Raw genomic sequence first — 23,564 nt, 5'->3', positions numbered from 1 at the left:
CGACTGCCTTCGAAAGGGAGAACTCACGCGGTCCCTTCGAGTCCTAGATCACTTCGATGACTTCGTCGAGAGCGTCCGCGGCGACGAAGATGATCACGTGGTCGCCGGACTGGACGACTGTCGATCCGCGCGGCGTGATATGCGCCCCGTCCCGCGAAATCGCACCAATGACGACGCCCTCAGGAAGGTCATTCGTCGCATCGACGATCTCTCGCCCGACGAGAACGCTCTCCGAATCGACTTCGATCTCGATGACTTCCGCGCGATCGTGCTCGAGCATCGCAACCTTCTCGGTGTTGTCCGTCCGGGTGAACCGGATGATTTCCTCCGCGGTTTCCTCTCGCGGGTTGATCGCGACGTCGACGCCGACGGTCTCGAAGAGGTCGGCGTACTCGGGATTCTCGATGATCGCGACGGTGCGGTCGACGCCGAGGCGGTCGGCGAGCAGGGAGACGAGGAGGTTCTTCTCGTCGCTGTCGAGGGCGGCGATCACGACGTCGGCCTCGCCGACGTGCTCGCGGGCGAGGAACTCCTGATTGGTCGCGTCGCTCTCCATGACCATCGTGTTCGGGAGCGACTCGGCGACCTCGCGAGCCCGTCCGTGGTCGCGTTCGATCAGCCGCGGACGAAAGCCGTGATCCTCGAACTCCCGGGCGGTCTGAAATCCGATCTCGCTGGCACCGACGATGACGACTTCCTCCGCTTCCTCGGGCGTCATAGCGACTTCGTTGGCGAAGTCGTTGATCGAAGTCGGGCTCCCGATCACGACGACCCGATCCCCGGCCTGAATAACGGTGTCACCTCTGGTGACGACCATCTCGTCGTCCCGAAAGATCGCGGCGAACGTGAGCGAATCGTAACAGTCAGCTTCCCTGACGGTCCGATCTGCGATCGGGCTGTCCACTGGAATGTCGAACTCGGCCATGCGAATGAGCCCGCCGGCGAACGTATCGACGTCGTGCGCGCTCGGCAACCCGGAAATCCGGAAGATTGCCTGTGCGGTCAAAAGGTCGGTACAGACCATGAAATCGACGCCGAAGGCCCCCTTCGAGCCCTGCCACGTCTCGAGCAACGTCCGGCGACGCACTCGCGCGATGGTAAAGACGTCGCCCGTAGCCTTCGCCGCGCCGCAGACGACCGCGTTCGTCTCGTCGTTGTCGGTACAGGCGATGACGAGACCCGCTTGCTCGAGACCGGCCTCGCGCAGCGTCTCGAGGTCGGTGCCGTCACCGCGGATCGTGAGCACGTCCAGCGAGTACGTGAGTTCCTCGGTAACGTCGCCGTCGCGATCGACCAGGGCAACGTCGTGGGTGTCCTCTAGGTTGGCGGCGATCGATCGACCGACTTCGCCGGCCCCGACGATGATTACGTACACGACGGTCCCTCCGAAATCATAGTTAGTGAGATCCGTTTCGAGGCGACGGGGAAATGGATTTCGGTGCCTGATACTGACTACTGTCAGTCGTTTTCGGCGCGACTGCGACTCCTGTATTTGCACCGGAACACCGTCACAGCAATCCGTATGAAAGAGTCTGCGCGTTCTCCGGGGAGTGCCCTCAATGGACGGTAGGGGCGATGCGACGACGGGCAAGCCAACCCACTGCGTTTTTAACACCCGGGCGTGTAGAAGCCACTAGCGAAACCCGCGGGCAAGTGCGTTCGGGGCTTGCGATGTCGCGAGCTATCGAAGACGGAACCGCCGTCGCACCGAGCGCATAGCGGGATGGCCGACGTGCTGTAAGACGCCGGGGCCGCACAACCGGGAGTCCGCGGACCGTTTCGACGAGAGTCCAGGCAGTGACTTTCAGTACGAGGAACCATGGAAATCGAAATCGCAACCATCGGCGGCTACGAAGAAGTCGGACGGCAGATGACTGCCGTCCGCGCAGGCGACGACGTCGTTATCTTCGACATGGGTCTGAACCTCTCACAGGTTCTGATCCACGACAACGTCGAAACCGAACGGATGCACAGCCTCGACCTGATCGATATGGGCGCTATTCCCGACGACCGGGTCATGAGCGACCTCGAGGGCGACGTGAAGGCCATCGTCCCGACGCACGGCCACCTCGACCACATCGGTGCCATCTCGAAGCTGGCCCACCGGTACGACGCGCCGGTCGTCGCATCGCCCTTTACGATCGAGCTGGTCAAACAGCAGATCGAGGGCGAACAGAAGTTCGGCGTCGAGAACGACCTCATCAAGATGGAGGCCGGCGAGACGATGTCGATCGGCGACTCCGGCAAAGTCGACCTCGAGTTCGTCAACGTCACGCACTCGATCATCGACGCGATCAACCCCGTTCTCCACACGCCCGAAGGCGCGGTCGTCTACGGACTCGACAAGCGCATGGATCACACGCCGGTCATCGGCGATCCGATCGACATGGAGCGCTTCCGCGAGATCGGCCGCGAGGGTGAGGGCGTCCTCTGTTACATCGAGGACTGTACCAACGCAAACAAGAAGGGGCGAACCCCCTCCGAGAGCGTCGCCCGCGAACACCTCCGGGACGTGCTCTACAGTATGGAGGACTACGACGGCGGCATCGTCGCCACTACCTTCTCGAGCCACATCGCTCGCGTGAAGTCGCTGGTGGAGTTCGCCGACGACATCGGCCGCCAGCCCGTGTTGCTGGGTCGGTCGATGGAGAAGTACTCGGGCACCGCGGAACGACTCGACTTCATCGACTTCCCCTCCGATCTGGGGATGTTCGGCCACCGCAAGTCCGTCGACCGCACGTTCAAGCGGATCATGAACGAGGGCAAGGGCGACTACCTGCCGATCGTCACCGGCCACCAGGGCGAGCCTCGCGCGATGCTCACTCGGATGGCCCGCGGCGAGACGCCGTACGAACTGGAAGACGGCGACAAGGTTGTCTTCTCCGCCCGCGTGATTCCGGAACCGACCAACGAGGGTCAGCGCTACCAGGCCGAGAAACTGCTCGGCATGCAGGGCGCACGGGTCTACGACGACATCCACGTTTCGGGCCACCTCAATCAAGAGGGTCACTACGAGATGCTCGACGCACTACAACCCCAGAACATCATCCCCGCACACCAGGACATGAAAGGCTACTCGAGCTACGTTGATCTCTGTGAGAGCGAGGGGTACAAGATGGGACGAGACCTCCACGTCACGCGCAACGGGAACCTCATCCAATTAGTCGACTGATATGACGAGTCCCGAGGCACGCGAAGAGGCGGTGCTCGAGGCGGTCCGGCAGCGCCGCGAGCTGGTTAACGACGCGATTCCCGAGGAGCTACCGATCCAGCGGCCCGAACGGCTCTACGAGGCATCCAGATACCTGCTGGACGCGGGCGGCAAGCGGCTCCGCCCGACCGTCCTCCTGACGACGGCGGAGGCGCTGACCGACATCCATCCGCTCTCGGCGGCGTATCGGTCGTTCGCTCCGCTCGACGAGAGCGGTCCGGTCGACATGATGGCCGCCGCGGTCAGCGTCGAGGTCATCCAGTCGTTCACCCTGATCCACGACGACATCATGGACGACGACGACCTCCGCCGCGGTGTTCCCGCTGTCCACAAGGAGTACGACCTCGAGACGGCCATTCTCGCGGGCGATACGCTCTACTCGAAGGCCTTCGAGATCATGCTCGAGACGGGAGCGGAGTCCGATCGCATCGTCGATGCGCTCTCCGTCCTCGCCACCACCTGCACGGACATCTGCGAGGGCCAATCGCTGGACGTCACCTTCGAGCAGCGCACCGATGTCACCCCCGACGAGTACCTGGAGATGGTCGAACAGAAGACGGCCGTCCTGTACGCGGCCTCGGCCTGTCTTCCGGCGATCTTGCTCGGAGCCGACGACGAAACGATCGACGAACTCTACGGCTACGGACTCGACATCGGCCGTGCGTTCCAGATTCAAGACGACGTGCTCGATCTGACGGTCCCTAGCGAGGAACTCGGCAAACAGCGGGGGAGCGACCTCGTCGAGAACAAACAGACACTGATCACCGTTCACGCTCGCGAGCAGGGTGTCGATATCGACGGACTGGTCGACACCGACGACGTCGACGCGGTCACGGAGGCCGAGATCGACGAGGCGGTCGCCGAACTCGAGGCAGCCGGTTCGATCACCTATGCGAACGAGACCGCCCAGGAGCTAGTCGAGCAAGGGAAAGAGCGACTCGAGGTCCTGCCGGACAACGAGGCCCGTGAACTCCTCTGTGAAATTGCCCATTACCTGATCGAACGCGGCTACTGAACGAAGCCGCGGCCCTGTTTTGCGGAGTTTCTGCATATTCCTCGCTCGAGTCGTGTTCCGTGCGCTTCCTGCTCGAGTCGGGCGGAACGGGTTCGTTCTCGGCCGAACTCAACGTTCGATATCGTCCGGGTCTTTTTGCGGGTCCCACACTGAGCGAAGGACATGACTGACGACTCCTCGGACGTACCCGCCGCTTCCTCCTCTCGACGACGATTTCTCGGCACGGCCGTGGCCACTGGCATGGCCGCGACCGCCGGCTGTGTCGGATCGCTGCTCGACACGTCCGATTCGAACGAGATCGAACCCGAAGCGCCCAGCGAGCCCCGGAAGGGAACGCCCGGCGAGTTCTACACGCTTGTCGAGCGAAACGACATCCCCGTTGAATCGCTCCGGTGGGACGGATCGGATCTGGTTCTCCAGTACGACTCGAGTGCCTCGAGCGAATCGGAGTCGACGACGGAGATCGAAGTAATCACGACCGTCTACAACGAGAACCTCGTGAAAAACGACGCCGAGGTCGACATGCTCTACGCGGAGGTCACGAACCCGTTCGACGGGCAGGCCTACGGTTGGGGCGTCAAGACCGAGTGGTGTAAGCAGTATAACACGGCCGTCGCCGACAGCGAGGGCGGCGACACCGAGACCGGCAGTGATGACGATGGGTCGACCGATGCAGAGGGCGATACCGAGGAGTCCGACGGCTCCAACGAAACCGAGAGCGACGACAACAGTACCGATACAACGGAGAGCGACGGAAATAGTACCGACACAACGGATAATGACGGCAACAGTACCGAGGATGGCACGTCCTCGGTGGGCCGGGCCGCGATGGTCCTCATGAGCAACGTCCTCAACACGCGGGTGTACGATGACGACATCGAGAACTAAGGATGTCGTCGGGGACTGTACCGGAAACCGGATCAGCGGCTCAGGACGCTAACGTCGGAGTCGAACACGGGCCGAACGAGACGGCGAATCGCGAAGGTTTTGGGACGGGCGCGACTACCGCTGGGTAATGAACGACGAGTTACGCGAGCGCGTCGAGCGCGAGGCCGAGAAGCACGCGCTGTTGAACGCCGTGAAACACGAGAGCGACGCCGATGTCGGTGCCATCATGGGACCGCTGATGGGCGACAACCCCGACTTCCGCGAGCACGGCGACGAGATTCCGGGTATCGTCGGCGGCGTCGTGGGTCGAATGAACGACCTCGACTACACGGACAAACGCGAACGGCTCGAGGAACTCGCACCTGAGGAACTCGCTGAGATCGAGGCCGAGGAGGAGGAAGACGAGCACGATCTTCCGGAGCTTCCCAACGCCGATGACTACGACGCCATCCGGATGCGGTGTGCGCCGAACCCGAACGGTCCGTGGCACGTCGGCCACGCCCGGATGCCCGCCGTCATCGGCACCTACCGCGAGCGCTACGACGGCTGGTTCTGCGTGCGCTTCGACGACACCGACCCCGAGACCAAACGGCCGGATCTCGAGGCCTACGACGCGATCCTCGAGGACCTCAACTACCTCGGCTTCGAGCCGGACGCGACCTACAGGGCGAGTGATCGCCTCGAGACCTACTACGACCACGCCCGCGACCTGATCGAGATGGGCGGGGCCTACACCTGCTCGTGTTCGGGCGAGGAATTCTCGGAGCTGAAGAACTCGGGTGAGGCCTGTCCCCACCGACAGAAAGACGAGGCGACCGTGCTCGAGGAGTTCGACGGGATGATCGACGGCGAGTACAGCAGCGGCGAAATGGTCCTGCGGGTCAAGACCGACATCGAGCACAAGAACCCCGCGCTGCGCGATTGGGTCGCGTTCCGGATGATCGATACGCCCCACCCCCGCGAAGAGGCCAGCGAGTACCGCTGCTGGCCGATGCTCGACTTTCAGTCGGGGGTCGACGACTACCTCCTCGAGATCACGCACATCATTCGCGGGATCGACCTGCAGGATTCGGCCAAACGACAGCGCTTCGTCTACGACTACTTCGACTGGGAGTACCCCGAGGTCATCCACTGGGGCCACGTCCAACTCGACGACTACGACGTGAAGATGAGCACGTCGACGATTTCGAAGCTGATCGAAGACGGCGAACTTGACGGCTGGGACGACCCGCGAGCGCCGACGCTGAAGAGCCTTCGCCGGCGCGGTATCCGCGGCGAGGCAATCGTCGAGGCGATGACCGGGCTCGGCACTTCGACCACCGACGTCGACCTCGCGATGAGTTCGATCTACGCGAACAACCGCGACCTGATCGACGAGGAGACCGACCGCCGATTCCTCGTCCGCGACGGCAACCAGATCCCCCTCGGCGGGAGCCCGCCCGACGTGGGGACGCCGCCGCTTCATCCCAACCACGAGGAGCGCGGCGTTCGCGAGATCCCCGTCGGCGATTCGGTGATGCTCGAGCCCGACGACCTCCCCGAGCGCGAGGAGCGCATCTGGCTCAAGGGGTTGGGCTGTTTCCAGTTCACCCGCGACGTCCTCCAGTACACGGGCGAGGACATCGAAGTCGTCCGCGAGGGCGACGTGGACGTGATCCACTGGGTGCCGGCCGACGAGCGCGTCCCCGTCCGCATGCGAACGATGGACGGCGACGTTCGGGGCCACGCGGAACCCGGCGTCGGCGACCTCGAGAGCGACGAGATGGTGCAATTCGAGCGGGTCGGCTTCGCCAGAATCGATCGGCACGACGAGGCGGACGAGGAGACGGTCGCGTACTACGCGCATCCCTGAACGGGTCCGTCGCTCGTCGAGCGACCGTCCCCGAACCGATCGGTTCCCCATTCGGTGCTCGCACCTCAGCGGATTACTCTTCCTCGAGCAACGCGTCCCCTCGTTCGGGATCCGGGTCGGCCACGACGCCGTCCTGACGCCCCAGCACGCGGGCGTGGGCGGCGCAGACGAGTCGATTCTCGTCCCAGGGGATGTGCAACTCGACCGCGGCGGGGCGCTCGCAATCGGCCTCGGAACACTCCATCTAGTCGTGCCAACGACACCCACGGCTTCAGTGTTTCCCCGAGATCACAGGAGAAAGACGGCCGCGAGGAATCCGAGTAGGATCGACACCGTCAGCAGAACTTGCACCGCCGTCGACGCGAGGACGCCGATCGTCGTGTAGACCGCCGAGCGCGTGCTCCCCTCGAGTTCGCCGTTGCGAACGAACTCGAGGACGAAGACGGTGCCGAAGAGGCCGACGAGCAACCCCAGCGGGCCGGTGACGACCATCAGGATGATGCCGACGGTGGCCGCGGCTGCGGTCGTCAGCCACGAGGCACCGCCGGCTCGGGCGGCGATCGAGCCGCCGAAGAACTCGACGAGTGCGGTGATGACGGCGATGAACACGAGGACGGCGAAGGTGAGAACGCTCAGCTCCTCGAGTCCGGCCCCCCACCAGTAGACGCCGAGCCCGGAAAGTGAGAGGAGGCCGCTCGGGACCATCGGGACGGCGGCTCCGGCGATGGCACCCACGAGCAACGCGACCGCGACGACGGTGACGACATCGACCATACCGGCGGTGACAACGGACCGCGACAAAGGCGTACTGCCTTCGGTACTGGTATGTCTGTCACTCGAATGAGTTCGCGGATCCACAGCGTGCCGGCAGAGTCGGTCGTCGGGAGTCGGTCGTCGGGAGTCGGTCGTCGGGAGTCGGTCGTCGGGAGGCGGTCGTCAGGAGTCGGTCGTGGGAAGACAGCGAACGGTATACGTATCGGGGACCGAACGTGTGGGATATGGCCAACCAGCGCGGAGCGATCATCGTCGGCGCGTCGTCGGGTATCGGCGAGGCGCTGGCCCGGCGGCTCGCCAACGACGGCTACGAGATCGGCATGGCGGCCCGGCGAACGGAGCGGATGCAGCGGATCGGCGCGGCCCTCCCGACGAAATCCTACGTCGCGACGATGGATGTCACCGCGACGGAGGACGCTCGAGCGGGCTTTTTCGAGCTCACCGAAGCGATGCCGTCGGTCGACCTCGTCGTCATCAGCGCCGGGACCGCGGCCCGCAATCGCGACCTCGAGTGGGAACCCGAGCGACGAACGATCGACGTCAACGTCCGGGGCTTTACGGCCGTCGCGACGGCCGCGATGGAGTACTTCGAGCAGAATTCGGACCACGCGAGCGAGGCGAACGGCCACCTCGTGGGACTGTCCTCGGTCGCGGCCCACGTCGGCAACGACGACGCCCCGGCGTACAACGCCTCGAAGGCGTACGTGTCGACCTACCTCGAGGGGTTGCGCTACCGACAGACCGATCGCGACGCCGACGTGACGATCACGACCATCGAACCGGGGTTCGTCGACACCGAACTTTCGATGGGCGGGTTCTGGGAGTGTTCGCCCGAGACGGCGGCCGAACAGATCGCTCGAGCGATAGCTAAGAAACGAACCCACGCCTACGTCACTCGGCGCTGGCGAGCGATTGCGTGGCTTCTCGATCTGGCTCCGGAAGCGCTGCTTCGACGGCTGTTGTGAGGTCGACGCTCGAGGCGCGCTCAGTGTACCAGTGAACGGAACAGTGGGCTACTGATGGGTATTAGGTGAGACGAAGCGTCCTGCTATCGTGGCAACTGGGAATCGCCACGCCCTCCCCAACCGATTCGCTCAGTCACTTCGTCCCTTCGCTCATCCACTGTCAGAGCTTGCTCTGACAAGCCTTCGCTCACGAGTTCGCGAAGACCTCGCACGGCTTCGAGCCGCGGTTCATTGGCACTCACCGCGGCACAGCGTGCGCCACCGCATGCCAGTTGATCAGTTTGGTTCGATACGACGGTACGGTATATTGAGCGTCTCCCCTCCGTTTCTCCCATCGATCGTAGCGGGATCGAAATCAGCCATCGTTGAATCGCTTCCGGACCTCGAGCGCCGCGTCCGTCCCGTAGCGATCGACGAGCGGACGGAACGCGTCGCCGAGCGCCCGCATACACTGTCCCGAGGAGTGGTACTCGAGCCGTTCGGCGATGGTCTCCGCGTCTCGTCCCTGGAGAACGCGCGAGACGAGCAGCCGTTCCTCGCGATCGGCCAGGTCGACGGTGGCGGGGTCGTCGACGAAGTACCGCACGACGAGATCTCTGAACGGGCCGGGATCGACATCGAACAGCCCCGGTCCGTAGGCGGCACCCGCGACGACGCGCCACTCGTGGTCGGTCAGCACGAGTGGCGGCCCGGCGTCGGCGTCGACGCTTCGGAGCACCGCGCGGGCGATATCTGGCTCGAGATCGTCGAGCGCGTCCGAACAGAGGGCGGCGAACCGGGCGGCGAACCAGTCGGCGTGGCGGTCGTGTAACGCCCGGCCCGCGTCGCTGGTCGGCGCGAGCATGAGTGCGGAGTACTCGCCGCTGGCGTCGTTGCGCGTCGTCGAGACGTGGACCGTCCGGTAGCCGTTCTCGCGCCAGAACTCGAGGAGGCCGGGGGTCGCGCCGAAGCCGGTTCCGAGCCAGTCGATTGTGGCGTCGTCGCCACCCTCGCCGCGATCTCGACCGGCGCTATCGGTGCTAGCGGTGTTATCAAAGCTATCGGTAAACTCCTCGCGAACCCGCTCGAGCAACCGCGAGCCAAGTCCTTGCGAGCGGGCAGCGTGGTGGGTGGCGATGCGGACGACGCGGAGTCCCGCCGGCTCGCCCGCCGCCTCGTCCCGGAGCTGACTCGTCAGTATGTCGGGCAGCATGTTTCCGCGGACACGGCCGCCCTCGTACATCATCGCTCGGGTCTCCGCCGAGAGGTTTCCCTCGCGTGCGAGCAGCGCGACGCTGACGACGTGACCGTCGTGGGTGAGTGCGCGGGCCTCGAGGTTCGGCGCGTCGAGCAATCGAGCGAGGTCGTTCGGCTCGGTCCGGTAGTGTGCGAGGACGAGCAGCCCGAAGGCCTCGCGGAGCAGGCGTTCGTCCGCGAGCGCTTCGGCCGCCTCGAGTCGCCGGTAGTCGACCGATTCAGGTGTGGCGGCGTCCACGAGCGGCTCTACCGGTGGACGAGCGTCGAGCAACAACGCACGGAAGGCCCACACTTCGATCGGATCGCCCGCCGCGTACCGGATGGGTTCCACGAGCGTGCAGTCGGTAACGGCGTGGTCGCTCTCGATGAGCCGATCGCGGAATCGGACCGAGAACCCCCGTCCGGCTCCCTCGTAGCCGTGGATTGTCGTGGCGAACGCGACGCGATCGGCCGTCAGTAGCGACTCGAGGGTCGCGACCGGGAGCGCGGCCGCCTCGTCGACGACGACGACGTCCGCCGACTCGAGGTCCGCGATCGCGTCGGGAGGTTCGCGGAATCCGATCGAGCCTCCGGTAGCCGTCTCGATTCGGCGGGGTTCGACGATCGCGGTATCGCCCTCGAGGCGTTTGCAGAGTTCTCCCGCGCGGTTGAACAGTTCCGCCGCGTTCCGCGCGGCGGGAGCGGTTACCAGGACGTCCTCGCCATCGATGGCGAACGCCCCCGCAGCCAGACCCGCCGCGCTGGACTTGCCGCGACCGCGATCGGCCTCGAGGACGACGGCCCGGTCGCTATCGAGTAGCGACTCGAATGCGGCGACGGCGTCGATCTGATCCGCCGTGAGACAGGCTTCGTAGGCGGCGGCCGGAAACCGGTGGTCCGGGGGTGGAGTCGGCGTCTTCGGTGACAGCCGCGGGGCCGAGTCGGTCAGTCCGTCGGCCTCGATCTGATCAGTATCGAGGTCGAGGATAGCGATCCCGCGGTGTTCTCGCAGCGTCTCGACGAGACGGCGTCTGAACCGACCGGTAACGTCGTCCAGTTCGAACGGCGGGACGGCGAGGGAGGCATCGAATCCGTCGCGGCGGTCCGGCCACGCCTCGAGCGGCGGTGTGAGTACCACGAGGAGTCCCCCACCGTCGACCGCGCCGACGACTTTCCCGAGCGCGTTCGGCTGAAGTTCCTCGTGAGCGTCGATAGCGATTACGTCCCGCGTCGTCCCGAGGAGGTCGCCCGCGTTGACCTGCGGAATCTGTTCGCAGCGGAATCGGTCGTCGGGACCGACGAGCGTCGTCTCGGTGATCCCAACTGGGAGCGTATCGAGGATCGACTCGAGCGCGTCGTACCCCCGCTCGCGATCGCCCGCGAGCACCAGCATTCGTCGTTCGTTTGCTCGCGTCGCCTCCTCGGCGAGCGACTCGACGAGTCCGACGACATCGACGTTCATGCGTTCGGCTTGGTGCCTCGGGAGTAATAGGCACCGACCCGCGACGGCCCGCCGTGTGGTTGTCAGTTCAAATATATGTATGGGTGTTCGTGTTGGAGGGTTCACGATGGCGAACAATCCGTGTGGTGGCGTCCCACAGCCTCACGCGTTTGAACACGCTTTTAAGGGGGGCAACGCTATTCGAGTGTACACCCTACGCGGGGTTGATGATGCTCCTAGCTTCACAGGACTTCCGCCGGGATCGACCCGGCACGGGTACCCAGTGCCCGGACGGCAGGGGAGCGCGAGCCCACGTGTAGGAGAGGTGAACAACCAATGTCAGTTTACGTAACTACGGACATCCCAGCCGACCTCGCCGACGACGCCCTTGAGGCGCTCGAGGTCGCACGAGACACCGGTCGAGTAAAGAAAGGAACGAACGAAACCACGAAGGCGATCGAGCGCGGCAACGCCGAGCTCGTCTACGTCGCCGAAGACGTCTCCCCCGAGGAGATCGTCATGCATCTGCCCGAACTCGCAGACGAGAAGGGTATTCCTGTCGTCTTCATCGAGACCCAGGACGACGTCGGCCACGCCGCCGGCCTCGAGGTCGGCTCGGCCGCCGCGGCAATCGTCGACGCCGGCGAAGCCGAAGACGACGTCGAGGACATCGCCGACAAGGTCGAGGACCTCGACTGAGGTGATCAGAGATGAGTGCTGAAGAGGAAGAAAGCGGCTCTACGCCCGCCGAGGTCATCGAGGTCGTCGGTAAGACCGGCATGCACGGCGAAGCCATGCAGGTCAAGTGCCGGATCAAGGAGGGCGAGAATCAGGGACGAATCATTACCCGAAACTGCCTCGGGCCGGTCCGCGAAGGGGACGTACTCCAGCTTCGCGAGACCGCCCGTGAGGCGGACTCCATCGGAGGACAATAACCAATGGTCGAGAAACGTACCTGCGACTACACGGGCGAAGAGATCGAACCCGGCACGGGCATCATGTACGTCCAGAAGGACGGTACCGTGCTCCACTTCGTCGACTCCAAGGCGGAGAAAAACTTCAAGCTCGGGCGCGAACCACGCGACCTCGAGTGGACCGAGGACGGTCGTCGCGGCAAGGGTCCCGCCCAAGAAGACGCACCTGCCGACGAGGAAGCCGAGCAGGTTGCAGTCGATGACGACGAGGACCTCGAGACGGAAGCAGGCGCCGTCGACGAGCCCGAAGAAGACGTGGCTGCCGAGGACGACACTGCGGAGACCGACGCCGAGGAGACCAACGCAGACGCCGACGCCGAGGAAACCGACGCTGAAGAAACCGAGACCGAAGCCGAGGAAGCATGAGTGATCACGAGCGCACGTTCGTGATGGTCAAGCCCGACGCGTTCGCACGCGGGCTCGTGGGAACTGTCGTCTCTCGACTCGAGGACCGCGGGCTCAAGCTCGTCGGTATCAAAGTCGAAACGATGCCCCGCGAACGGGCGGAAGAACACTACGGCGAACACGAGGACAAGCCGTTCTACGACGACCTCGTCGACTTCATCACCTCGGGACCTGTCGTCCCGATGGTCTGGGAAGGACAGGATGCGACCCGACAGGTCCGCCAGATGATCGGCGAGACCGACCCGCTCGAGGCAGCTCCCGGAACGATTCGGGGAGATTACGCGCTCGATCTCGGTCGAAACGTCGTTCACGCCGCAGACCACGAGGACGAGGGCGCAAACGAGCGCGAAATCGGGATCCACTTCGACGACGACGAACTGATCGATTACGATCAGCACGACGCCGAGTGGCTCTACGAGTAACCGGTCTCGATCGGCCGACGAGTCCCGATCGTCGTGGTTCGCTCAATTGAATGCGTTCCGACTGCTCGCCGACAATCACTGTTCGGCGACGGTTGAGACGTTTGTCAGTAGATCGCGTTCTCTTATCATTTCTATTATACTATCGCAGAATAATGATGTATTTTAAACATCTATTTTTCTAGGTAGACGTAACATCTAATGTGTCGGCTGCAGTAGAGGCCCGTGGTGGTTTCGAATGGTAACACACGGTAGGTGGTTCGTGGATGCGTGAAACGGAGGGAGAGGCGACAGCGTTGGCGCCGGACGCGACACCGTCGCTAGATCTCGTTTTCGATCTCCTCTCCGACAGCCGACGGCGATACGCACTGTACTACCTGAACGATCAGCCCGACGGCGTCGCAACGATCGAAAACCTCACGAAAAACGTTATCGCCCTCGAACGGTCGGCCGGCGCCGACGAGGAGACGACGGCCAAGACGGAGACGGTATCCGGTCACGATCCGGGGGACGGCTCGGCGGACCAACGAGCGAGCGTGCGAATGGAACTCCAGCACATCCACCTTCCGAAACTCGAGGACGCGGGAATCCTCGAACAGGATCCACGGAGCGAGACGGTTCGATACTGGAGCCAGCCGTCGGTCGAGGAGTGGCTCGAGCATGCACAGCACAAGGAAACAGCGTAGTCGCGGGGATATCGAACCGGCCAGCAGCCACGAACGACCGCTGGGGGAGCGGGCAGCCGCCGATCGCTGAAAGTTTTAATACCCCATTCGTTGTGAATCGACTGAGGTGTCGGTAAATCGCACGACGAGAAGGTCGTCGAGCGATGAGGTGTGATATCGTCTCACTCCTCAAAACTTAACAGGCGAGATACCGATACAGAACGTGAGGTGCATACTATGGCTGATCACGAACTTCCACCGCTTCCGTACGATTACGACGCGCTCGAACCGGCACTGTCCGAACAGGTACTGACCTGGCATCACGATACCCACCACCAGGGCTACGTTAACGGACTGAACTCCGCCGAGGAGACCCTCGCGGAAAACCGCGAGGAGGGCGACTTCGGCTCCACGCCCGGAGCCCTCAAGAACGTCACCCACAACGGCTGTGGACACTATCTCCACACGCTGTTCTGGGAGAACATGTCCCCCAACGGCGGCGGGGAGCCGGAGGGCGACCTCGCCGACCGCATCGAGGAGGACTTCGGCTCCTACGAGGGCTGGAAGGGCGAGTTCGAGGCCGCCGCCGGTGCCGCCGGTGGCTGGGCACTGCTCGTGTACGACCCGGTTTCCAAGCAGCTTCGCAACGTCGCGGTCGACAAGCACGACCAGGGCGCACTCTGGGGCTCTCACCCCATCCTCGCGCTGGACGTCTGGGAACACTCCTACTACTACGACTACGGACCGGACCGCGGAGACTTCATCGACGCCTTCTTCGACGTCGTCAACTGGGAGAAGGCCGAAGAGGAGTACCAGACCTGCCTCGGCCACTTCGAGTAGGGCAGTCGATTCGAAGACGAGCCAGTCAACCCCGAATTTTCTCTGCGATCGATGGCCGACAGCGGTCGCTCTCATTTGAGTAGTGCCTGTGAGTCCCACAGCGTGCCCGATTCTCTCGATTACCTGCCGCCGCATGTCCAGTAAGTAGGGGCAGTAGGGGCTGTTTCGTTACGCGTGAAGAGTGAGCCGGGTTCGATTTTGTAGTCTTTCTGCCAAAAATCGGCCGCCTCAGGGGTATATCGACTGGATTGATCTGAGTTTTGTGGAACGAGAGCGGACATCGCGTCAGCTGATGGAGCTTGGTATTCGACTTTATCTTGCCAGCCTCTTGCTTTCGGATATAGTTCAATAATTGGATGATTTTGATGTCAGACGAAGTCGAAAGGCAGTCCACGGTTGGGTTCACAATTGCGAACTACAGCCGGCAGTTGACGAGAGGCCGAATCACGTTGCGCTCGACGAGATGGTGATTCACCTTGACGAACATCGCTATTGGTTGTATACTGCCGTCAACCCAGAATCGAACACACTACACCATAAACGGCTATATCCGACGATTACGACCGCGATGACAGAACGTTCTTGCGGGAGATTGCCGAGAAATATGACCGTGATGACGCCGTGTTTCTCGTCGGTTCTGGACCGTGGCTGAAAGCTACACGCAACCAACACAGCCTCCGATTTCGACACGAGACACGCGGAAATCGGAACGCCGTTGAACGTCTCTTTCAAGAAGTAAAACAGTGAACCTACCAGTTCGGAAATTTCTTCAGAAACGCCGAACCGAATACCGCCGAAACGTGGCTCCAGAACTACGCGTACGTATGGAGTCAACGAAACTGAACATGGTCTCATAGTATCCGTTAGAACTTTCTACTCAAAAATTGGTACTGAACACAGTGGCTCACCTCGACGAGATCTCTGTCGAGGAATTGCAAGATGCTCTCGACAGCGTGGAAAGGAACCGACACAACGGCTATTAGCGGCAATAGCGTACAAAAATAGCCTCACGCAGACCGAGCTAGCCGAGTGGTACGACGTTCAACGACGGACGATCTACAGTTGGCTCAAACGACTCGACACCGACGAGTCGCTCGAGTAGCAGTAACTGATGCTCATCGATCTGAGAGAAAACGAAAGTTATCAGGAAAGATAAAATAAATTCGAGGAAGCTTTCCACGAATCACCCGAGGAGGTCGGTTTCGATGCGACGACGTGGACGCCGGTGCTCGTCCAGCAATATCTCGACGAGAGCTATGCCGTCGAATACTCGATCCCGAGTTGTCGGCGGCTGCTCAACCAAGCGGGATTGAGCTATCAAAAACCTCGCCAGACAGCCGCTGAATCTGATGTTGACGAGCAAGACCCGTTTCGTGAGGGACCCGAAAAAAGCGGCGGGAAATGGACGCCACAGTAGTCTCTTTCGATCAAACCGAGAAATCCGTCCACGTCGAGCCGCGTGCCACGTTGTTTCCGTGCGGGTCGCGGCCGTCTGTCGAATTATCCAGACAACGCGGCTGGATGCCTCTCTCGGGCGCGACCACCGAGGGCGGTACTCACTTTTTCTCTCGATCAGAGATGTACGTTACTGAGCATTACTCAAAGAATGTCAGTTTCGAATTATACAATGGTATAATGATAACTCGATTGTCGTTCCGGAGGGAGCGCCGTCCGTCCTGGCATCGGTCGTCACTGTCCTCGAGGACCGTGACGACCCTGCATTCGCCACGTTTCCGGCGTATTCGCCGGAACCGAATCCAGTCGGGCGTGGTGACGACGGCTGCACCCCTCTCAGGAATCGGTTCTGACATCCCTAGCGAGTTACTAACAGCGACTGCACTGCGCTTACTCAACTCTCAGCTCAGGAGTGAGTGATTACTTCTAACGCATACTATAGACGGCGCGTCGTAGCGGTACGAGTCATTCAGCGGATAGACGGCACCGAGAGTACTGCGTTAACGGTGCTCCAATGCGTGTTTCGCCCACACAACGTCTCGGTCCGGGGAGCCGTCACCGTCGGAGCAGTAGCTTTTTTCGCTTCTGTTGAATCGCTGTAAGGCGGTGAATTTCACTGTTTAACGGCACGCTTGCTGTTGTAGACGACACACATCAGAGCAATTTCACGGACTCTCGTACCAAGTTCGCGCTCGCACGGCGGAGCCGAGCGAGCGATTGACGGCGGAGTTGACGGTTTCGGTGATTGACCGCTGAGCGTACGATATCCGTCAATACGGGCGTTGTGTGCGTGATCGCATGGAGCGAAGATCCGGTGTTTGATCAGCGGGCGAATGTCGAGTTCACGGCGTTGTTCGCGGAGTTGTTGCTTGTCGTGCCCGTATCAGCAGCTAGAGACCGCAGATCGCCCGCGTTCCGGCGGGCGATCTGCTCACAGAGGTCTGCGTCGCTGCCTTCTACCGTCGTCGAGCAGTGAAAATCGAGCACAGCTTGCGTTGCTGTATCGACGAGTTTTGTAACTTTGAGCGTCTGAACGCGATACTCCGTTCGGTGACAGTAGTGGCGGCTTGCACGATCTCGTTCATAGAACGTAGCGTCGATTGCAGCGTGTTCAGACGGATCGTGCAGCTGCGCCGACTGGCGCAGCAGCACTCGACAGCGGCTCATCTCAATTCGATCAAACACCTTACACAGCGTAGAAGGTGCGGGAAGATCGGCCACAGTAAGGCCGATCTTCCCTGTTATTTGCGGCATTTCCTGCAGGAGATCGATCGTCATTCGATAGGACGTATCGAGGTAAATCCGGAGACAATGCAGCGAAACGAGGGCATAGTCGGCGAATCCGCCGCCACCGCTCGGGGCAGCGGATTCGCCTCGTTCACCCGTAACGCTTTGTGCTATCGAGACGCAACGCTCGGTGAAGCGGGAGATTTGGGTCATGAACAACTGACGTCTCCCGTTTCCACTCCTTTGATTTACTGACCTTCCCCGACGCAGTCTAGTGATTTAACGCAGCCGTTCTGTTCGAAGTGTTTTCGGACTCGCGCTTCCGATCGGCCGGCGCTGTGTCGCTCGTCAGCGTTTCATACACCGCTGAGAGGACGTTTTCGGCGCTAACTGCCCCGTACCGACGTCCGTTAGATCAGTCTCTGCCTCGGCGAGCGCCGTCTCGAGGATCCGCTCGTTGCTATACTCCGCGAGCGTCAGAAGACTCGCGTCCGCCATGTCGCGTCGGTGCAGGAGTTCTCCGTTTAGTCCGTCGAGATCGTACCGATCGATGGCGCCGCCGATTTTGCACGGGCACTGGTATTCGTTCTCGAGAGCATCACTTATTACCGTTCCACCCCTATAGTAGTCACTGAAAGTCATTGCACATCTGATCGAACGATAGCTGTACGATCAGTCTGTGAATCGTTTCAGTGGCTACTATAGTTCGATCGCATCACTCGTTCCGGCTTCGCCCTCCGATAGCTCCCGCGATCGCCCGAACCCTGACATGTTATCTTTGTCGTTCATGGTGTATCGCGGGGAAGACCGTCTCCCTTATGACGACTCTCGTCACGTTCGTGCAGCACCTGCTTTCCAGTCGTACTGTTGTAAACCACGCCGTCGGTAGCGGGCTCTGTCACGGTTCGTTCCGCGAGACGAAACTCGCCGATCTATCCCTGGGCTGGCGACCCTCGGTGCGCGGCTCCGCTCCCATCCGTCTTTCCGTTCCGAGGAATGCGTCGAACGGCTATTGTTGCTGATCGATACCACGCGAGCCACCGTGAATTCAGTCATTGTATTGCCGTCGCGACTGACGGCTCGAGGAGTCACCGAGTAGTGATCGTTCCTGTCGTTCCGCTCGTGCGTCGATAATTACGTTCGATAATCTCGAACGATCCGTCTCCTCTGGTAATATATACCACACATATTTGAATAGATAACTAGCTTCTTTTCCCCTATAATTTGTACATATGTACCTCTATTCGAGAGATATTGGAATATATACCCTCATCTAATGCGTTTATTCTAACGTTCCTTTCTACAGAACGGTGTCGAAAGCGGGGCCGTTCGGAAATTACCGTCGAGAAGCATATTCGACCGACGGAGCTGTTAAGGAGGAACTCGAGAGACGGACTGTATGGTCGATCATGGATACGTCCTTCCGACGCGGGGCATCGTACTCGATTCCGATGGGGCACAGGACCAGCTCGCACGCACGCAGTCGTGTTCGACGCTCGCTCGAGCGGCCGAGTCGATGGGATTCGAATCGGTCTGGGCAGGCGACAGCGTCCTCGCGAAACCGCGCCTCGATCCGCTGTCGACGCTCGCGGCTGTGGCGGCCGAGACGGACGCGATCGAACTAGGGACTGCGATCCACCTCCCGCATCTCCGGCGTCCGGTCGCCGTCGCCCAACAGGCGGCGACGGTCGATTTGCTCTCTGGCGGCCGTCTGTCGCTCGGGGTCGGCGTCGGAAGCGGTGCGTCGGTCGCGACCGAACACGAACAACTCGGCGTGCCGTTCGACCGACGCGGCCGCGTGCTCGACGAGACCCTCGACGTGATTCGCGGACTGTGGGACGGCGCGATAGACACGTACGACGGCGACTTCGTCACGCTCGAGGACGCCGATATCGGATTACGGCCGACCGGGGAGCTTCCCATCTACGTCGCATCGGCGACGTTCGACCCGCGCGACGGATATCCGAAACAGATCCGTCGGCGGATCGCGGACCACGGCGACGGCTGGCTGCCGATTTCGAAGTCACCGGAGATGTACGCCGGCGGAATCGACCGCGCTCGAGAGATCGTCGACGACGCCGGCCGCAATCCGTCGGCGTTCGGCGCCGCGTACTATCAGGACATCGTCATCGACGAGACGCGCGAGGCGGCCCTCGATCAGGCTCGCGACTTCATCGCAGCGTACTATCCCGAATGGGGACAGATGTCTGACGAGCAACTCGAGCGTCGGGGCGCGTTCGGCCCGCCGTCGGTCGTCGCCGAGCATCTCGAACGGTATGCCGACGCGGGCGTCGAGACGTTCGTCACGCGGTTCGCGACGACGGATCAGCACGCGCAACTCCGTCGGTTTCGAGAACTGTTGTAGGGCGGAACGAACGGCTACTATTTCCAACACGTCCTCCGGGAACTGTTTCTCCTGGAGGCCGGGCTCTTGGCCGCGCCGTTCGGAGGGGACGTCGAGCGCCCGGCGGCGCTGAAACTGTACCAAAGCATGGGCACCGAGGACATCGTATGCAATCGTCCTCCCGCCCTGCGATCGACACGATTTCCGACGGCGTCGGTGAGGGAATCTTTTTGAGCCTCGCCGAGAAACTCGGCGACGTGCCGATGATACAGTCGCTCTTCGGAGAGAAAGCGGCGGTTTTACGCGACACGAATTTTCAGCTTCTGTTGCTGGCAAACCTCGTCGCGCCACTCGGAACGGCACTTATCTCTCCGCTTCTCGAGTCCCTCCAGCACCCCTACGGTGCGACGGACGCGACCATCGGATTGCTGATGACCGTGTTCACCGCCCCGAGCATCCTGATGATTCCGGTGGTCGGTGTTCTGGCCGACAGATACGGGCGGAAGCCGTTCCTCGTCGTCGGATTGTTCGTTTTTTCGGTCGCCGGAACCGCACTCGCGGTAACGACGAGCTTTCGCGTCGTCCTGTTCCTTCGGTTCTGTCAGGGCGTCAGCTTCGCCGCGGTGACACCGGTTATCATCACGAGTATCGGCGACCTCTATACCGGTCGTGCCGAAGCGACGGGGCAGGGATTGCGGTTTTCGGTATCCGGCCTGACACAGGGGTTCTTCCCGCTGATCGGCGGTGTACTGGTCGGCGTCGCGTGGCAGTACCCCCTGTTGCTGTACGCGATCGGTATCCCGATCTCGATCGTTCTCGCGCTGTGGTTTACCGAACCGACGGCACCGTCTCGGGAGACCGCGTCAGCGGCTGATCGAGCCGACCGTGGGACCTATGTTCGCGAACTGACTGCCGTCCTGCTCCGACCGCGCGTCGCCTCGGTTCTCGTGTTCCGCATGATACCGATACTCCTGTATATCACGTTCATGACGTACGTGTCGCTGTTAGTCGTGAGATCGATGGGCGGCACGGCGGGGCAGGCCGGTATCCTGGTCGCGTTGGCCAGCGCCACCTACGCCGTCGCGGCGACGCAGGCCGGACGATTCGGCTCGTCGTTCGCCGGACGGATCTTTCCCCTCGCGACCGCGATATCGCTCATGGCGGTCGGCCTCGTGATCGTCGCGTTCGTCCCGACGGTCGCCCTGGCGACCGTCGGCGCGTTGGCACTCGGGGTCGGGTTCGGCATGTCGCTATCTCTCCTCCGAAGCGTCGCGACCGGCTTTGCACCCACGGAACTCAGGGGTGGCCTCGTGAGCGTATTCGAATCGGCGGGTCGGCTTTCGGCGACCACAGCGCCAATCGTCGTCGGGTTCGGGATCGAGTACCTCGACGGGTCGGTTCCCCAGACGGAGTCGTTACAGCTCATGGTCGGCGGTATCGGCGTCGGCGGCGGCCTCGTCGGTATCGCCTGTCTCGTCGTCGCCCGTACGGCGTCACCGCTTCCACACCAGCCCGGGCACGTCGACTCCGATTGATCGATATCCCCGTCCGTCACGGAGGCGACCGCTCCCGTCTGGCGGTTCTGTTCTGCTATCCGAAACCGTCTTGCGGAAGCCGACTCGAGAGCGTTTCGAAACGATTCGAAACGCCTCGATCGACACTGTTCGAAACGCTTTGACCGACGCGGTTCGAGATTCGAACGACGTACCGGTTTCCTGCCGAGCGTCGGACGAGTCCGAACCGGGCCGGGGTTGAGGTATCGACGGCTATTGGAACGTTGGACCGAAGTAAAACGTCTCGTGGTACTACGGGCGTTCGTCGGTGGTCAAGAAGGAAACACCGATGCGGCGGCCAACGCCGACCGCGAAGACACGTCAGGACTCGATCGACGAGGGAGCAGCGTCTCCGCGAGGGGAGTTACGTGAGCGAGGGGAGGCCGTCCCGTTTGAGGGCCGCCGCGATCTGATTCTTCTGGATTTCGTCGGTCCCCGCCGCGAGCCGGCGACCTCGCGCGAGTCGGTGGAGGTACTCCAACGCGTGTCCCTGCTGATAGCCGTTTGCACCGTGGATCTGCAGCGATTCGCTGACCACCGTTTCGACCATTTCCCCGGAGTAGAGCTTCGCCAGCGACGCGTCCATCCGATCGGGGATCCGTCCCTGCTCTTCCGCGTTGAGCGCTGCCCGGTACGTGAGCGAGCGCGACGCCTCGAGTTCCTTGACCATATCGGCGAGCTTCCACTCGATGCCCTGGAAATCCGCGATCGGCTGATCGAACTGTTCGCGCTGTTGGCCGTACTCCAGCGCCTTGTCGAGGGCACACCGGCCGATGGCGTTCGAGAGCGTCGCGCTTCCGAGACGCTCCCAGTTCAGCGCCTGGAGTTGCTGTTTGAACCCGTCCTTCCCTCGAGTCAGGACGTGCGTTTCTGGAACGACGATGTCGTGCATGCGGAACTGCGTCTGGGTGTGGTTCGCCATGTTCGTGTAGTGTTGCTCGATCTCGACGCTGTCCTCGTTGTCATCGAGGTCGATGATGACCGAGCCGAGTCCGTCCGGGAACCTCGCCCAGACGACGCAGGCAGACGCGTGCGGGATATTACTCACCCACACTTTTTCGCCGTTCAGGACGAGTTCGCCGTTCTCCTCTTCGACCGTGGTACTCATCGCACCGACGTCCGATCCGGCTTCGGGTTCGGAAATGGCGATCGCGATCGCGTCTTCGCCCGCGGTGACGCCGGGGAGGTACCGGTCTTTCACGGTGTCGCTCCCGAACATCTCGATACCGCGAGGGGCGACCATCTGCTGGTTGTAGAGGTATTCGGCCGTATCCGGACAGACTTGTCCGACGGCTTCGATGCTGAGCATCGCCTCGAATTCGCCCATGCCGCCGCCGCCGTACTCCTCGGAGATGTTCAGTCCGAGATAGCCGCGGTCCGCGAGCAGTTCGATGTTCTCCAACGGAATGTCCCCGTCCCACGAGAACGCAGCGTCGGAAAATTCGTTTTGGGCGAGCTCTTCCAGTGACGATACGACCATCTCCTGTTCCGCCGATAGCGACAGCATTACCACGAATACTACGGCTCTCACAGTAAAGTCTTCTGTTTAGTCAGATACCGAATCCGGATTTCCGCGGCGAGTCGTCGTTCGCGCATCGACGCCTTCCCGACCGCCACCGTCCGCCGAATCGTCGATACCCGGTCGAACGTATCGGTTCCGTCCGTGCGACGCGTCTTTTCGAGCCCTCGTCGCTCGAACTCGGTGGGAGCATCGTCGCTGGGAACGTCGGTGGAACTGCGTGTTGGACCCGAACTCACCGACTCGCGGGCGACCGTCGGTGGAACTTACCGGAGAGATAAGTAGGTGGAACTGGTAGCACAACTATGTACAAGGTACTACTAGCGGTCGATACGAACGAAGATCGTTCCACGCTGGCGGCCGAAGCCGTCGCGAATCTCCCGGGAGAGATCGAGGTCGTCCTCTTGAACGTGTTCGAAGAGTTCAACGTAACCGACGGCGATGCGCGGATCGATTCGTCCGAACTATACGACGAAGACGATCTCCCGGAGAGCGTGACGGCCGCGGAGGGCATCCTCGAGGCGGCCGGTATCGATCCGGTGAAGCGACGCGAACACGGCGAACCCACCGAAGTGATCCTCTCGGTCGCCGAGGAAATCGACGCGGACAGTATCGCAGTCAGCGGGCGAAAGCGCAGCCCCGCCGGGAAGGCCATCTTCGGAAGCGTCACACAGTCCCTGCTCCTCTCTGCCGACCGCCCCGTGATCGTCGCCACGAGTGACTGAGTCTCGAGGGGGCCGGAACGTCGAAATCGGACACGGCGACGCGGCACCGTTCCGTGATCAGTAGAATATTGAACATT

General features: G+C 62.0%; 20 protein-coding genes and 3 pseudogenes. 16 read left to right on the top strand and 7 right to left on the bottom strand.

All coding sequences use genetic code 11. From position 1 onward, the window contains the following. Window positions 1-43: 43 nt before the first annotated feature. A complete protein-coding gene (gene trkA / locus ACEWFR_RS02520; RefSeq protein WP_374059551.1) occupies window positions 44-1,375 on the bottom strand; it encodes a Trk system potassium transporter TrkA in 1,332 nt (443 codons plus the stop codon). A gap of 444 nt (window positions 1,376-1,819) precedes the next feature. Between trkA and ACEWFR_RS02515 the strand changes: the two genes are divergently transcribed. The 4 genes from ACEWFR_RS02515 (at window position 1,820) to ACEWFR_RS02500 (ending at window position 6,966) form a co-directional block, all read left to right on the top strand. After that, entirely contained in the window at window positions 1,820-3,172 is a 1,353-nt protein-coding gene (locus tag ACEWFR_RS02515) for an RNase J family beta-CASP ribonuclease (RefSeq protein ID WP_374059550.1), read from the top strand. A 1-nt stretch (window position 3,173) separates the two neighbouring features. Then, on the top strand, window positions 3,174-4,226 hold the full coding sequence (gene idsA3 / locus ACEWFR_RS02510; RefSeq protein ID WP_374059549.1) for a geranylfarnesyl diphosphate synthase: 1,053 nt from the start codon (window positions 3,174-3,176) through the stop codon (window positions 4,224-4,226). Window positions 4,227-4,388: 162 nt separating this feature from the next. After that, the gene (locus tag ACEWFR_RS02505; protein ID WP_374059548.1) at window positions 4,389-5,114 is read left to right on the top strand and encodes a hypothetical protein; all 726 of its coding nucleotides are present in this window, start codon (window positions 4,389-4,391) and stop codon (window positions 5,112-5,114) included. A gap of 127 nt (window positions 5,115-5,241) precedes the next feature. Continuing rightward, the gene (locus ACEWFR_RS02500) at window positions 5,242-6,966 is read left to right on the top strand and encodes a glutamate--tRNA ligase (RefSeq protein WP_374059547.1); all 1,725 of its coding nucleotides are present in this window, start codon (window positions 5,242-5,244) and stop codon (window positions 6,964-6,966) included. Between the two features lie 73 nt (window positions 6,967-7,039). On the opposite strand, the gene ACEWFR_RS02495 is transcribed toward ACEWFR_RS02500, so the two are convergent. Both ACEWFR_RS02495 and ACEWFR_RS02490 read right to left on the bottom strand, forming a co-directional pair. After that, window positions 7,040-7,210, bottom strand: coding sequence for a hypothetical protein (locus tag ACEWFR_RS02495; protein ID WP_176548237.1), 171 nt, complete (start codon window positions 7,208-7,210; stop codon window positions 7,040-7,042). Window positions 7,211-7,254: 44 nt separating this feature from the next. Further along, a complete protein-coding gene (locus tag ACEWFR_RS02490; RefSeq protein ID WP_374059546.1) occupies window positions 7,255-7,740 on the bottom strand; it encodes a DUF456 domain-containing protein in 486 nt (161 codons plus the stop codon). A 224-nt stretch (window positions 7,741-7,964) separates the two neighbouring features. On the opposite strand from ACEWFR_RS02490, the gene ACEWFR_RS02485 reads away from it, so the two are divergent. Next, window positions 7,965-8,705 (top strand): SDR family NAD(P)-dependent oxidoreductase, encoded by a 741-nt coding sequence (locus tag ACEWFR_RS02485; RefSeq protein WP_374059545.1) that lies wholly within the window; start codon window positions 7,965-7,967, stop codon window positions 8,703-8,705. A 355-nt stretch (window positions 8,706-9,060) separates the two neighbouring features. Here ACEWFR_RS02485 and tmcA read toward each other — a convergent pair whose 3' ends face one another. After that, window positions 9,061-11,382: a tRNA(Met) cytidine acetyltransferase TmcA gene (gene tmcA, locus ACEWFR_RS02480; protein ID WP_374059544.1), complete on the bottom strand. Its 2,322-nt coding sequence runs from the start codon at window positions 11,380-11,382 to the stop codon at window positions 9,061-9,063. A 315-nt stretch (window positions 11,383-11,697) separates the two neighbouring features. Here tmcA and rpl7ae point away from each other — a divergent pair, with 315 nt between their 5' ends. The 8 genes and pseudogenes from rpl7ae (at window position 11,698) to ACEWFR_RS02440 (ending at window position 16,472) form a co-directional block, all read left to right on the top strand. Beyond that, the gene (gene rpl7ae, locus ACEWFR_RS02475) at window positions 11,698-12,060 is read left to right on the top strand and encodes a 50S ribosomal protein L7Ae (protein WP_098726850.1); all 363 of its coding nucleotides are present in this window, start codon (window positions 11,698-11,700) and stop codon (window positions 12,058-12,060) included. Window positions 12,061-12,071: 11 nt separating this feature from the next. Further along, window positions 12,072-12,296 (top strand): 30S ribosomal protein S28e, encoded by a 225-nt coding sequence (locus tag ACEWFR_RS02470; RefSeq protein WP_006184658.1) that lies wholly within the window; start codon window positions 12,072-12,074, stop codon window positions 12,294-12,296. 3 nt (window positions 12,297-12,299) lie between these two features. Beyond that, on the top strand, window positions 12,300-12,701 hold the full coding sequence (locus tag ACEWFR_RS02465; RefSeq protein WP_374059543.1) for a 50S ribosomal protein L24e: 402 nt from the start codon (window positions 12,300-12,302) through the stop codon (window positions 12,699-12,701). Continuing rightward, on the top strand, window positions 12,698-13,162 hold the full coding sequence (ndk, locus tag ACEWFR_RS02460) for a nucleoside-diphosphate kinase (RefSeq protein WP_098726848.1): 465 nt from the start codon (window positions 12,698-12,700) through the stop codon (window positions 13,160-13,162). Before ACEWFR_RS02465 ends, ndk begins: the two co-directional genes overlap by 4 nt. Before the next feature lie 263 nt (window positions 13,163-13,425). Continuing rightward, window positions 13,426-13,845 carry a hypothetical protein gene (locus ACEWFR_RS02455; protein ID WP_374059542.1) on the top strand — a complete coding sequence of 140 codons (420 nt, stop codon included), beginning with the start codon at window positions 13,426-13,428 and terminating at the stop codon, window positions 13,843-13,845. 216 nt (window positions 13,846-14,061) lie between these two features. Then, window positions 14,062-14,664 carry a superoxide dismutase gene (gene sod, locus ACEWFR_RS02450; protein ID WP_098726846.1) on the top strand — a complete coding sequence of 201 codons (603 nt, stop codon included), beginning with the start codon at window positions 14,062-14,064 and terminating at the stop codon, window positions 14,662-14,664. Between the two features lie 181 nt (window positions 14,665-14,845). Next, window positions 14,846-15,507 (top strand): annotated as a pseudogene (locus ACEWFR_RS02445) (IS6 family transposase). Window positions 15,508-15,563: 56 nt separating this feature from the next. After that, window positions 15,564-16,472 (top strand): annotated as a pseudogene (locus ACEWFR_RS02440) (IS630 family transposase). Window positions 16,473-16,732: 260 nt separating this feature from the next. On the opposite strand, the pseudogene ACEWFR_RS02435 reads toward ACEWFR_RS02440, so the two are convergent. After that, window positions 16,733-17,559 (bottom strand): annotated as a pseudogene (locus ACEWFR_RS02435) (IS5 family transposase). 135 nt (window positions 17,560-17,694) lie between these two features. Continuing rightward, on the bottom strand, window positions 17,695-17,988 hold the full coding sequence (gene rdfA, locus ACEWFR_RS02430) for a rod-determining factor RdfA (RefSeq protein ID WP_374059541.1): 294 nt from the start codon (window positions 17,986-17,988) through the stop codon (window positions 17,695-17,697). A gap of 757 nt (window positions 17,989-18,745) precedes the next feature. On the opposite strand from rdfA, the gene ACEWFR_RS02425 reads away from it, so the two are divergent. Continuing rightward, on the top strand, window positions 18,746-19,711 hold the full coding sequence (locus ACEWFR_RS02425) for an LLM class flavin-dependent oxidoreductase (protein WP_374059540.1): 966 nt from the start codon (window positions 18,746-18,748) through the stop codon (window positions 19,709-19,711). Window positions 19,712-19,857: 146 nt separating this feature from the next. After that, on the top strand, window positions 19,858-21,225 hold the full coding sequence (locus tag ACEWFR_RS02420) for an MFS transporter (protein ID WP_374059539.1): 1,368 nt from the start codon (window positions 19,858-19,860) through the stop codon (window positions 21,223-21,225). Window positions 21,226-21,607: 382 nt separating this feature from the next. Here the strand turns inward: ACEWFR_RS02420 and ACEWFR_RS02415 are convergent, their stop codons facing one another. Beyond that, window positions 21,608-22,750 (bottom strand): acyl-CoA dehydrogenase family protein, encoded by a 1,143-nt coding sequence (locus ACEWFR_RS02415; RefSeq protein ID WP_374059538.1) that lies wholly within the window; start codon window positions 22,748-22,750, stop codon window positions 21,608-21,610. 317 nt (window positions 22,751-23,067) lie between these two features. On the opposite strand from ACEWFR_RS02415, the gene ACEWFR_RS02410 reads away from it, so the two are divergent. Further along, entirely contained in the window at window positions 23,068-23,487 is a 420-nt protein-coding gene (locus tag ACEWFR_RS02410; RefSeq protein WP_374059537.1) for a universal stress protein, read from the top strand. The last annotated feature ends 77 nt before the right edge of the window (window positions 23,488-23,564 follow it).

Source organism: Natrinema sp. H-ect4 (genome assembly GCF_041894845.1).
GTDB lineage: Archaea > Halobacteriota > Halobacteria > Halobacteriales > Natrialbaceae > Natrinema.
The sequence above is the reverse complement of the archived record's forward strand: the minus strand, read 5'-3'. Positions and strand labels throughout refer to the sequence as shown.

What these genes read in the sequence shown, in the direction of transcription:
- ACEWFR_RS02420 (WP_374059539.1), top strand. Translation starts at nt 19,858, where the DNA reads ATGCAATCGTCCTCCCGCCCTGCGATCGACACGATTTCCGACGGCGTC.
- idsA3 (WP_374059549.1), top strand. Translation starts at nt 3,174, where the DNA reads ATGACGAGTCCCGAGGCACGCGAAGAGGCGGTGCTCGAGGCGGTCCGG.
- ACEWFR_RS02485 (WP_374059545.1), top strand. Translation starts at nt 7,965, where the DNA reads ATGGCCAACCAGCGCGGAGCGATCATCGTCGGCGCGTCGTCGGGTATC.
- ACEWFR_RS02410 (WP_374059537.1), top strand. Translation starts at nt 23,068, where the DNA reads ATGTACAAGGTACTACTAGCGGTCGATACGAACGAAGATCGTTCCACG.
- ACEWFR_RS02455 (WP_374059542.1), top strand. Translation starts at nt 13,426, where the DNA reads ATGCGTGAAACGGAGGGAGAGGCGACAGCGTTGGCGCCGGACGCGACA.
- ACEWFR_RS02425 (WP_374059540.1), top strand. Translation starts at nt 18,746, where the DNA reads ATGGTCGATCATGGATACGTCCTTCCGACGCGGGGCATCGTACTCGAT.
- ACEWFR_RS02500 (WP_374059547.1), top strand. Translation starts at nt 5,242, where the DNA reads ATGAACGACGAGTTACGCGAGCGCGTCGAGCGCGAGGCCGAGAAGCAC.
- ACEWFR_RS02505 (WP_374059548.1), top strand. Translation starts at nt 4,389, where the DNA reads ATGACTGACGACTCCTCGGACGTACCCGCCGCTTCCTCCTCTCGACGA.
- ACEWFR_RS02490 (WP_374059546.1), bottom strand. Translation starts at nt 7,740, where the DNA reads ATGGTCGATGTCGTCACCGTCGTCGCGGTCGCGTTGCTCGTGGGTGCC.
- ACEWFR_RS02465 (WP_374059543.1), top strand. Translation starts at nt 12,300, where the DNA reads ATGGTCGAGAAACGTACCTGCGACTACACGGGCGAAGAGATCGAACCC.
- tmcA (WP_374059544.1), bottom strand. Translation starts at nt 11,382, where the DNA reads ATGAACGTCGATGTCGTCGGACTCGTCGAGTCGCTCGCCGAGGAGGCG.
- ACEWFR_RS02515 (WP_374059550.1), top strand. Translation starts at nt 1,820, where the DNA reads ATGGAAATCGAAATCGCAACCATCGGCGGCTACGAAGAAGTCGGACGG.
- rdfA (WP_374059541.1), bottom strand. Translation starts at nt 17,988, where the DNA reads ATGACTTTCAGTGACTACTATAGGGGTGGAACGGTAATAAGTGATGCT.
- sod (WP_098726846.1), top strand. Translation starts at nt 14,062, where the DNA reads ATGGCTGATCACGAACTTCCACCGCTTCCGTACGATTACGACGCGCTC.
- ACEWFR_RS02415 (WP_374059538.1), bottom strand. Translation starts at nt 22,750, where the DNA reads ATGCTGTCGCTATCGGCGGAACAGGAGATGGTCGTATCGTCACTGGAA.
- ndk (WP_098726848.1), top strand. Translation starts at nt 12,698, where the DNA reads ATGAGTGATCACGAGCGCACGTTCGTGATGGTCAAGCCCGACGCGTTC.
- ACEWFR_RS02470 (WP_006184658.1), top strand. Translation starts at nt 12,072, where the DNA reads ATGAGTGCTGAAGAGGAAGAAAGCGGCTCTACGCCCGCCGAGGTCATC.
- rpl7ae (WP_098726850.1), top strand. Translation starts at nt 11,698, where the DNA reads ATGTCAGTTTACGTAACTACGGACATCCCAGCCGACCTCGCCGACGAC.
- ACEWFR_RS02495 (WP_176548237.1), bottom strand. Translation starts at nt 7,210, where the DNA reads ATGGAGTGTTCCGAGGCCGATTGCGAGCGCCCCGCCGCGGTCGAGTTG.